The sequence below is a fragment of the Candidatus Lokiarchaeota archaeon genome (genome assembly GCA_014730275.1).
Taxonomy (GTDB): Archaea; Asgardarchaeota; Thorarchaeia; order Thorarchaeales; family Thorarchaeaceae; genus WJIL01.
Window position 1 is genome coordinate 1 of the sequence record WJIL01000093.1, and the last position, 10,224, is coordinate 10,224.

The 10,224-nt window shown below is 48.5% G+C and carries 11 protein-coding genes; 7 read left to right on the plus strand and 4 right to left on the minus strand.

The features are described from left to right. From GF309_10375 to cmr6, 4 genes are read left to right on the plus strand one after another with little or no spacing between them, the layout of a single operon-like run. A complete protein-coding gene (locus GF309_10375; GenBank protein ID MBD3159182.1) occupies positions 1–369 on the plus strand; it encodes a hypothetical protein in 369 nt (122 codons plus the stop codon). Beyond that, the gene (gene cmr4 / locus GF309_10380; GenBank protein MBD3159183.1) at positions 362–1,261 is read left to right on the plus strand and encodes a type III-B CRISPR module RAMP protein Cmr4; all 900 of its coding nucleotides are present in this window, start codon (positions 362–364) and stop codon (positions 1,259–1,261) included. The genes GF309_10375 and cmr4 overlap by 8 nt, the downstream gene beginning before the upstream one ends. 5 nt (positions 1,262–1,266) lie before the next feature. After that, a complete protein-coding gene (cmr5, locus tag GF309_10385; GenBank protein ID MBD3159184.1) occupies positions 1,267–1,668 on the plus strand; it encodes a type III-B CRISPR module-associated protein Cmr5 in 402 nt (133 codons plus the stop codon). A gap of 2 nt (positions 1,669–1,670) precedes the next feature. Next, on the plus strand, positions 1,671–2,432 hold the full coding sequence (gene cmr6, locus GF309_10390) for a type III-B CRISPR module RAMP protein Cmr6 (protein ID MBD3159185.1): 762 nt from the start codon (positions 1,671–1,673) through the stop codon (positions 2,430–2,432). A gap of 597 nt (positions 2,433–3,029) precedes the next feature. Here the strand turns inward: cmr6 and GF309_10395 are convergent. Both GF309_10395 and GF309_10400 read right to left on the minus strand, forming a co-directional pair. Next, positions 3,030–3,230: a hypothetical protein gene (locus tag GF309_10395; GenBank protein MBD3159186.1), complete on the minus strand. Its 201-nt coding sequence runs from the start codon at positions 3,228–3,230 to the stop codon at positions 3,030–3,032. Positions 3,231–3,316: 86 nt separating this feature from the next. Beyond that, positions 3,317–3,562 (minus strand): hypothetical protein, encoded by a 246-nt coding sequence (locus GF309_10400; GenBank protein MBD3159187.1) that lies wholly within the window; start codon positions 3,560–3,562, stop codon positions 3,317–3,319. A gap of 69 nt (positions 3,563–3,631) precedes the next feature. On the opposite strand from GF309_10400, the gene GF309_10405 reads away from it, so the two are divergent. The 3 genes from GF309_10405 (at position 3,632) to GF309_10415 (ending at position 8,786) form a co-directional block, all read left to right on the plus strand. After that, positions 3,632–5,476, plus strand: a complete 1,845-nt coding sequence (locus tag GF309_10405) for a hypothetical protein (protein MBD3159188.1) — start codon at positions 3,632–3,634, stop codon at positions 5,474–5,476. A gap of 209 nt (positions 5,477–5,685) precedes the next feature. Next, positions 5,686–8,529, plus strand: a complete 2,844-nt coding sequence (locus GF309_10410) for an HAD-IC family P-type ATPase (protein ID MBD3159189.1) — start codon at positions 5,686–5,688, stop codon at positions 8,527–8,529. A gap of 14 nt (positions 8,530–8,543) precedes the next feature. After that, positions 8,544–8,786 (plus strand): hypothetical protein, encoded by a 243-nt coding sequence (locus GF309_10415; protein MBD3159190.1) that lies wholly within the window; start codon positions 8,544–8,546, stop codon positions 8,784–8,786. 136 nt (positions 8,787–8,922) lie between these two features. On the opposite strand, the gene GF309_10420 is transcribed toward GF309_10415, so the two are convergent. Beyond that, the gene (locus tag GF309_10420) at positions 8,923–9,408 is read right to left on the minus strand and encodes a hypothetical protein (protein MBD3159191.1); all 486 of its coding nucleotides are present in this window, start codon (positions 9,406–9,408) and stop codon (positions 8,923–8,925) included. A gap of 69 nt (positions 9,409–9,477) precedes the next feature. Next, the coding region (locus GF309_10425; protein MBD3159192.1) for a diguanylate cyclase at positions 9,478–10,224 on the minus strand (747 nt) is incomplete at its 5' end.

The following is a 10,224-nucleotide window of genomic DNA, read 5'->3' on the forward strand; positions in this document are numbered from 1 at the left end:
ATTGCCAGCAGTGGACGCCTGAAGATTATGCTTCTACAACATGCTGACTTTGGTGGAAGGTGGTATCCACCCGGTATGACTAGGAAGGAGGGGGAGGAAAACGTTAGCTGGGAAGGCGAGGTGAACGGGGTTGAAATGACTCTGATTTCTGCCATGACCGGCAAACCTGTCTATTTTGGTGGCTGGGATACGGCGAAGGGAAGACCACGTCCCTTGGAGCCCTTGGTCCCAGCAGGTAGTGTATTCTACTTTGAAATTGATGGCAACCTTGCCCAAAAGGCAATGGATGCGATTCACGATCAACACATCGGCCAGAAGACCAACCTTGGCTTTGGCCATGCAGCCATAGGAGTGTGGAGCAATGAGTAAGAACGCGATTCTAACATTATTGACTGAAACCCCTCTGCATCCAGGAACAGGGCAAAATCTCGGTGTTATCGATTTGCCCGTGCAGAGAGAACGACATACCGACTTCCCATTCGTACCTTCTTCCAGCTTGAAAGGTGCACTCAGAAGCGGTTTGGATTTGAACCCTAAAATGAAAGCAACGATATTCGGCGCAGATCTCGATAGCGGCCAGCATTTCGCTGGTGCTGTGGCTCTGGGAGATACCCGAATTCTAGCTTTTCCAGTGAGACAGATGCAAGGCGTATTCGGATGGGTGACTTCACCGACGGTCATAGACCGGCTGAAGCGTGATCTCAGTATCGTCAACGTGGATTTGGAAGTTGGCATCTCATCATCCGTTGAGGACAACACAGCTTTAGTCACGACTCGTTCCAAGCAGTCATCCAAAGTCGTCATCGAGGACCTCATGCTTGAAGCCAAACCCGATTCTGCCGTTGATACCCTCGCAGACCAGCTAGCCGCACTTTGTCTGGGAAGGAACGCACATGACATGCTTCGGGAGAAATTCAAACGAGACTTGATTGTTTTGAGCGAGCAGCAGTTCCGACACCTTCTGAACCTTGGGACTGAAGTTGTTGCCCGAAACAAATTGGACGAGAAGAAAACCAGCGAGAACTTGTGGTATATGGAGCTCATTCCCAGGGATACTTTGTTCTACAGCCCAATCATGGCCGAGGATAGCAGAGGCGGCAATTCCATGAAAGCCGATGAAATCCTCAACAAACTCAGCGATGCCATATCTGCAGGCTACGTCCAAGTGGGTGGCAATGAGACACTTGGCCACGGTTGGTGCGCGACTTCGGTTCATCTTGCAGAATCCCTGGAAGAAGTGCTTTCAGCTAACGGAGAGTGAAAACGATGACTGAAGCGTCTCGTAATTCTCTGGAACAGCAAGAGGCAATCTATGCGCTTGGGAAGGTCAAGGCCATTCAGAAAAAAAACATCAGCGGAGAGTACTTCAGACAGGTTAAGCGGCTACCTGCGATGGTTCTGACGAATGGACTTGGGCATTCGCTTGCATTCCTCCTCGCAAGTGCAGAAGAAAAGAGCCGTGAAAAGTCAGGTCATCAGGCCCTCTTCGAAGATATAGCCGACTGGCTCCGCAAATTGGAAGTCTATCCTAACAAAGGAGAAGTCCTTGATCACATGATGAAAGGCTCCATGAGTACCTACATCGAAGCCCAGAACTATGTCATGCGGATCCTTACCTGGTTCGTAAGATTCGCCAATGCATACCTCGATTCAGAGGAGGAAAGCTGAACGTGGATCTGCCGATGTATCAAAGCCAGGAGCTGGGCAAGATAGTGAAGAAGGCTAAACGGGATGCCCGAACAGTAAACGTAGGCCTTGTGTACGAGCTGTATCCCACAGTATGGAACTTGGAAGGGGACAGACCGGAACGCAAGGAAGAACTGGCCCCCTTCTTCGAGGAGGTCACAGCAATGATGGACATGAATGAACAAGTTGAACCACTGCTGGAGGATTACCATGCCCGGATGGACAAGATGATCGAGTCTCTTGGAGGACGGTCCATTAATCTCAGCTCTCAATGGCGATTCATCACAGGTCTTGGTGCTCCGCATCCGACAGAAACCGGGTTCAAGTGGGAACGGAACATCGGTGTTCCCTATCTGCCGGGCTCGTCTGTCAAGGGTGCGGTGAAGGCCTGGATGCGATTATCCGAAAAGGAAGATGAATTCCCAACAATGTTTGACAAAGAATCTGCCGACCCTGTCATCTTGTTTGACGCGTACCCCACGTCCAAACCGGAGCTTGATGTTGACATCCTCAATGTCCACTACAAGAAATACTACGAAGGAGATGCACCACCAGCTGATTACCTTTCTCCAACACCGGTGTTCTTCTTGGCAGTGGCGCCTCGAACCGAATTCAGGTTCCGTATCGCCCCGCGAGACCCAGAGTGCGATTTGGACCGGATCGAGAAAGTCCTTCAACGAACAGCAGCAGAACTGGGCTTTGGTGCAAAAACATCCGTTGGCTATGGGCAGTTCGTATCCATGTGATAGAGTACTTCTCTTCTTGTCACAACATGCGATATCCAGCTTGGGAAATGTCATCTTCCCAGCTGGATCTCTTAAGATGTATTCACGACGCATTTCGTGCTTCGAGTTTCCCCCCTGTTTTGCTTGTTTTTTTCTTATCATCTTTGTTTTATGAAAACGTTTTATAGTCTCGAACGGCTATTCCTTATTTATCATATTCTCTTTTTCCTTATCATGTCTGGCCATAACAAATACATAATACAAAGAAGGTCAGATTCATTCATTTCATCAATTCGGACTTTCCCATCGAGATATTCTTCAATGCAATACGCATAGTGCTGGAACCAAGGTGTTACGGCCCTCTCCTTGCTTATCTGGTTTCGAGTTTCTTCTTAAAGGATACCCCTCCGGATAGAAACTCGAAGCTTTCGGTGGGGTAGATCCCAGTAAGCGGCAAAAACATTGATTAGAGGGGATTTCTGTAAGGTTGCAAAGAATAAGCTCCAGCTAAGGAGATTGAAACTGGGAGTTTCTACTCCATCACAGCGCACTGCCTTCCGAGATTAAATCAATTGGATTTTTCCGATAGATCTGGTTGACCTGAAATCTCTTCAGCGTTTATGGCGGATCAAAATCGATTCTCAACACTTCACCGGTGTGAGGATCCCTCTTGAAGACGCAGAAGCCCTCATCGTCCTGGCCTGCCCAGATGACCTCTGTAAAACGCTTGAGTTGTGGGTGAAGGGCCGAGCTGTAGACCTTGCTTCTGTCAAACCGAGCGTTCTTTTTGATTCGATAATGATAACCATACTTGCTCATTGCAACTCATCACATCTTTCGTATCAAATTGAAAACAAAAACATTCACCGCATCTCACCGGCTGAACTCTGTAACACTACTGATTATCACGCAATCCCATCTTGGTGAATCACACACTCGATCAATTGCCTAAACGTCCCGTCAATATTTCGATTCTCCTTTGCGCTTGTTTTGATACTGAGATTTCTACCCTTGAAGTGCTTTCGCATAATCTCAAGATGTTCATCTGCTTCTGCTTCGATGTCATCACCAAATTCAACAATGGTTTTGCTGCCTAAATATGCAATACAGTGCAGTTCGGGCATCCCAGTATCATTCGTTTTTTGGAACATGGAGAACACAGGATTTCTCCGCGCTATGCTTTTATTCTTCTGTGAAGATAAAAACAAGAGGGCTGTATCTTGTCTCGCAGTGAAAGAAAGCTCATGGAATTGATGTATTTCCGCGACTATGACGAACTAAAAGCAGAGGTGAACAGCAAACTCAAGGAACAACCATGGAGCGAGTTCTGTGAGCTGCTGGCCTTCAGTACCTGGGACGGGGTGCGCAAAGAACTTGGTTTCAGGAAGAGCATCCCCTATGGAAAAGTAAGAGATGCCCTCGTCTATCTCCTCGGCCTCCAACCTACAAATGGCATCGACTGCAACATGATGGAGGTCTTCCGCGATTTAACTTCCGACACGGTTGATGACTTGCGAGATGAAGCAGCTCCTATTGCTATGGAGAAACTAAGAGAACAGATCAAAAGAAACACCTATTTCATAGAGGTAGAGGAGATGGCCGCAAGTCAATATGCTCTCCTTGTGGAGGATGTCATCGAAGCAAGAAAGAAGGAAGTAGAATCGCTGAGTGAGACTTCAAATCTGATTGATATTCTGGCAACATTCTACGGCTTCAAAGTGCTGACAACTGGAGTGCTGCTTGAGCCTCCAAGTGATCTGTGGCGCTCAACATATCGTTCCTGGAGAAGAACCTCGAGGAATCGCGAAGGTATTACTCAGACAGCATCAGACGCGTTTGATGAATTATGCGACCTACTTGACAGGGACATCGATTTGAGGAAGGAATACAAGACGCTAGGCAGCAACAGGAAAATCAAGAAGAAGTGTTCCGAAGAAATGGCTCTGCTGTTGCGGCACATCATCACCATGAGTTTCTACAGGGCGCACGATGATAGACGGCGGAGTATCCTTGCCCTCGGGGAAAGCGGTGATTCCAGAGCTATTCCGTTCCTGCACCTGAAAACAAAAACTGTCGCCAAGAGAAATGAGAAATACCTGCTAATGGCGCTTCGTGACATGGGCCATCCTTCCTCTTATGAGATTTTGAAGAATTATCTCGGCCATAAAAAATGGCAGATTAGAGAAATCGCCCTTGAAGCCATGGGTGTGTATTCCGGTGATGAGGCATCGAACATCATCCTGAGTCGTTTGGATTCAGAAAAAATCACATACCAGCGAGGAGCTCTTAGTGCCCTAGCCTACCGGCAAAGGGATATGGATGTTGATAAACTAAAGCCGTATCTCTCGCAGCCAAAATACCTTGTCCATGCATTGCGAGCACTCATCAATATGGGTCTGGAAGGAAAACAGACAATTCTACGTGAGAAGGATGCGATATGGGAATACACAGTCAAATGCAGCGAGCCAAAGACTGTACTCCAAATGCTGAGAAGCGATGAATCTCTTCAACCCATGGTTTCAGACTACCCGCTGGACCAAATCACTCCGTTTCTGAATATACAGACGAGGTATTGCAGCTACGAGGAATTCCAGAACGCAGTACAAATGTTGATGGATTTGGGGCATGAGGGTGAAGAAGCAGTCAGAGAAAACATAGAGGAAATATGGAATGGCATAGCTAAACACCGAAACCCACCAAAACTCATGAGTTTTCTCGGTGAGAACATGGACATGGAAGACTTGTTTCTGCAAAATCCAGCCGTAACCTGCAAGAAACTGGTCAGCATAGTAGGGGCCCATGAGGAAAAGGATAGGCAACGGTTTTGGTATCATAGAAGAAGGAGGTATGCCAAAATCAGAAAGCATGCATACCAGAAGCTCAGGCAGTTGTTCCGATGGATACGAAAGGAGCTGAAGGATGAGGAAATCGCTGGTCTAGCTGAGTGTCTTGACAACGCGTCTTTGGAAAGCGATGAAGGAAGACTGGTTCTCGCTGAATTGAAGGAAGCGAACAAGGAGCTATTCTCTCGTCCACATCCACAGACAAGCTTGGAGGATTTCTGAAAAGCCGTACAATTCCTACGTAATGGAGACAATATCACTTGGCTCCCAAAACTCACAACCAGATGGACAAATGTTATGTTCTATGCATAATTGCCTAAAGAATGGATTGTTCTTTCCCATCGCTAGCTCCTCAAATGCTTTGTATGGAAGTTGGTTGAAAAGGAACAATCATATACTATACATTGAATTCCAGCAATAAGGAATTTAGTATGGCTGCACAGAAAGAGAATCGTGAGTGGTTCAGACAAAGTCCTGAGTACGCCCTAGAGCAGCTTGACACGACACGTGAAGGGCTCAGCACCGCAGAGGCAGAAAAACGCCTCGAGAAGTACGGACCGAACGAACTAGAAGAGGTCGACAAGAAGGGTCCGCTGAGGATGTTCCTTGAACAGTTTGCTGACCCGATGGTCATGATCCTCATTTTTGCGATTCTTATTTCGATAGCGACTGTGCTACTTCATGGCAGTCATGAACAAGAAGGCTTCATCGATGCAATCGTTATCTCAGCAATCGTGGTTGCTAACGCCGTATTTGGATTCGTTCAGGAATACCGATCCGAACAAGCTCTTGAAGCGCTCAAGGACCTCTCCGCACCAACTGCTGTCGCGAAACGTGATGGTGAATGGGTTGAGGTAGAAGCGAGAGAAATCGTACCAGGTGATATCATCTCTCTAGAATCAGGTGATATCGTTTCTGCGGATGGTCGCCTCCTGACTGCTGTTGGTCTCTCCATGGATGAATCAGCCCTCACTGGTGAGTCCATGGTAGTGCAGAAGAATGTGAAGGCAATAGAGGAAAAGAAACCCGCCTTGGGAGACATGACCAATCTCGTTTTTCAAGGATCCGTTGTCAGTTCAGGAAGGGGTACGGCAGTTGTTACATCAACCGGCATGCAAACCGAGTTTGGTAAAATAGCCCAAATGGTGCAGGAAAGCGAAGACGAACTCACACCACTGCAGGTGGATTTGAACGCTCTTGGGAAGAAGCTCGGAGCGATTGTTCTCGGGCTTTCTGTGGCTGTTTTCTTTGCCCTTGTATTTGCGAGCGTAGCATACGATTGGAACGAAGCTCTCTTCACATCAATAGCCGTCGCGGTCGCTGCGATTCCAGAAGGGCTGTCTGCGGTTGTGACTGTTACCCTCTCTATTGGTGTCAGCCGGATGGTAAAGAGGAATGCAATCGTCAGGAAGTTATCCAGCGTGGAGACTCTTGGCTCTACAACAGTAATCTGCTCAGACAAAACCGGGACTATAACAAAGAATGAAATGACGGTTAGGTACATCTGGCTACCGTCAGATGATGTGGCAATATCAGGAACGGGCTACAGCAAAGAAGGTGGGTTCTACGGAGCAGCAGCACCCCAGAGTTGTGTTGCATTAACCCAGCTGGGCGAGCCCTTCGATGTGGCTGACAGCAATGAATTGAAGATGCTACTCAAGACAGGCCAGCTGTGCTCATCAGCATCCCTGTCACCGAATCCAGATGATAAGTCGAGCTGGAAGGTTGTAGGCGATCCTACGGAAGGAGCACTACTTGTTGCGGCTGAGAAAGCTGGCATCACGTCCGAGGCACTCCATTCGCAATACGAAGAAATCACAGAGTTCTCGTTCGACTCCAAGAGGAAGAGGATGACGACCATCTATCAGGATGATGACGGACATATCTGGGCGTTTTCAAAGGGAGCACCAGAGGTTATACTTGAAAGGACAACCAAGATACTCCTTGGTGGCAAAGAACAGCAGCTTTCCGCAGCTCAACGAGATGAAATCCTTCAAGCAAATACTGCCATGGCTTCTTGTGCGATGCGAGTGATTGCACTGGCATACCGACGTCTTGATGGTCAAAGTGCTGAATGGGAAGAATCTGAAGTAGAGAGTGATCTGATTTTCATCGGCCTCGCAGGCATGATTGACTCTCCTCGGGAAGGAGTTACCGAAGCAATTCGCAAATCACGAAGGGCCGGCGTACGCCCCATCATGATTACAGGTGACCATGCGCTTACCGCAATTTCGATTGCTGATAGTGTTGGCCTCACGCGGGGCGACCAGGAAGCCGTGACAGGGTCTCAACTAGCAGAAACAAGCGACCTTGAGCTAGAACGTTTAGTCAAGGAAAGGGATGTATTCGCTCGGGTCGCACCAGAACACAAGCTCCGCATTGTTAACGCATTGAGAAACCAGAATGAAGTTGTCGCGATGACAGGCGATGGCGTTAATGATGCTCCAGCCATAAAGAAGGCGGATGTAGGTGTGTCTATGGGAATCCGTGGCGCAGGTGTAACGAAAGAATCCTCGGACCTTGTCTTGACTGATGATAATTTCGCCACGATTGTTTCTGCCATAGAAGTGGGAAGAGAAATTTATTCCAATATCCGGAAATTCGTGCGTTTCCTTCTCTCAGCAAACGCGGGAGAGGTCCTGCTTGTTTTCCTCATGGCCATGATTGGTCTTCCTATACCACTAACGCCGATTGCCATACTCTGGATCAATCTCGTGACTGATGGTCCACCAGCCCTTGCACTTGGCTTTGATGCTCCGCCAGACGGAATAATGGACCGTCCGCCCCGCGATCCCGACAGCAATCTGTTGGACAGAAACATGACCATCATGATTATGGTTGGCGGTATCCTAGCGGCACTTGTCTCAATGTTTGTCTATCTGAATGTGCTGTGGATGAACTTCGGGTTCATTCCGCAGATTACAGGTCCCGCGGTTGATTGGGCCCTTCCAGAGAATGCTGAAATCCTCTTGATGGGAAGGACTGCCACCTTTGTAACCATGGTCCTGTTCCAGTTGCTGTGGGTTTGGAACTGCAGGGATGAGCGACATCCTGTGTGGCGGACCAACTTCAAGAAGTCGAAATGGCTGTTTGTTGCTGTCATGATTTCATTCCTTTTGACACTCGCAGTAATCTACACTCCCCTCTCAATCGCATTTGGAATGGTGCCTTTGAGCCTTGATTACTGGATCTTGATTGCCATTGCGTCCCTTGTTGGTCTTTTGGCACCTGTCTCTAGCCTACTGCGGCATGAGGAACAAGGGTTTCCGCAATAACGTCGAGGGTTAACTTGGTAAAGATGGTAACCCCCTATTCGCTATTGGGTTGCCATTCCAATAGAATGACTGCTTCCTATGGACGTAATCTGAGTGCTATCAGCGGAACTGTGTCGAAGACCGTCTGTAACCTATCCGAACGTCCGGAGCTGGATATCGATTTCAGGAAACAGGTTCAGGTTCTTGGAAGCAATATGCTAATTTCGAGAGAGATGTCCAAGGAACCGCGGATGCTAATGGGCACATCATCACTATGACTTTCAGTGGAAATCATAACTACAAGCAACACAGCATCACGGCGCTCGAGAAACAGGGGACTTGCATACAGTTTCGTTCCTGCGTCTGAGGAAGGATACCGTTACAAGGATGAATGAAAGTCATCTGGTAGCGGCACTACGATTCATCGTATTCCATCAGGCGGGACCACTTCGTCTTGTAGGGCCATTTCGGCTTGAGGTCCCGAGGTTGGAGATTCAGTCCTTCAACCTTGGCTATCTTCCGCCGAAGCGTGTAGGACTTTGCTCCCTCCCAGCGGAAGTAGTCATCGAGGTCAGCCGAGAACTCGCCCTGGTACCGCGTACACGGGCCAATACAGAACACCTTCTCCCCGCGAATCTCAAGTTCCCCACCACACCATTTGCACCGAGCCTCGAAGCCGTGCGAGTAAATCGTTCCGTCCCGCAGTTCGACAAACAGCACTGTATCATGGAAGCGACACACACCCCACTCACGGTCGGGATCGAGTTTCTTGAGCCAGATGGTCCCTCGCGGTAGCCATCGGCCAACTTCCTCAGAGAAAATTGACGCGTCCTCCTTGAGCTCACCCTCTTCGTCAAAGTCACTCAGTCGAGTTTGTAGAATGTGACCTCGCTTCTTCATCGTCTCCACACGTATGTTTGAATGTAGATTGATAAACTACTACAATTCACTCTAATGGGGAGCTGTACCCTACCATACTTCCTCAAGAACCCGAAGGGCATTTTTCCCCACAATCTTCGTTATCTCATCATCCGAGTATCCGTGCTTGACCATCCAGCGAATGACATTATGTATCGCTTCAGTCGGGTTTTCAAGCCCCTTTACATGGCTCGGAATCTCCTTGACTTTGAGGTCCTCTTCCTGCTTAGGCCGTGGATAGTGCCCCATTCCCTCCTTAGTCATCTGCTGGTCGTACAATTCGTACAGACCGACATGATCGCCGTAGAGGGTATCTGGTCCACACCCAACGTGATCAATACCTAACAGGTCAATGCAATACTCCAGGTGCTCCATGTAAGTCTCAATTGAGGGAACAGGATTGTCCTTTGTTGCTGTGTATCCCGGTGCGGCCTCGATGCCAATCATCCCCCCTTTCTCAGCCAAAGCGAGCAGTACATCATCAGGCACCATTCGCTTGATTGGGTGGACGGTCTTCGAGCCAGCATGCGAAATTATGACAGGCGCCCTGCTTGACTCGATTGTATCCCGTGCAGTCTGGTCACTAACATGACTCACGTCAATGAGCATCCCAAGCTTGTTCATCCGAATCACGCAGTCATATCCGAAGTCTGTCAAACCACCGTCACGCATCTCATCAAGCCCAGTCCCCAGCATATTTGACTCGCTGTACACCAATCCCATTTGGCGTATTCCAAGACCATACAAAACATCAATGCGGTCCACCTCGTTCTCGATGCATGTTGATGACTCAAGTGC

Coding starts and splice junctions, on each gene's coding strand:
- cmr4 (MBD3159183.1), top strand. CDS start 362: ATGAGTAAGAACGCGATTCTAACATTATTGACTGAAACCCCTCTGCAT.
- cmr5 (MBD3159184.1), top strand. CDS start 1,267: ATGACTGAAGCGTCTCGTAATTCTCTGGAACAGCAAGAGGCAATCTAT.
- GF309_10395 (MBD3159186.1), bottom strand. CDS start 3,230: ATGAGCAAGTATGGTTATCATTATCGAATCAAAAAGAACGCTCGGTTT.
- GF309_10400 (MBD3159187.1), bottom strand. CDS start 3,562: ATGTTCCAAAAAACGAATGATACTGGGATGCCCGAACTGCACTGTATT.
- GF309_10410 (MBD3159189.1), top strand. CDS start 5,686: ATGGCTGCACAGAAAGAGAATCGTGAGTGGTTCAGACAAAGTCCTGAG.
- GF309_10420 (MBD3159191.1), bottom strand. CDS start 9,408: ATGAAGAAGCGAGGTCACATTCTACAAACTCGACTGAGTGACTTTGAC.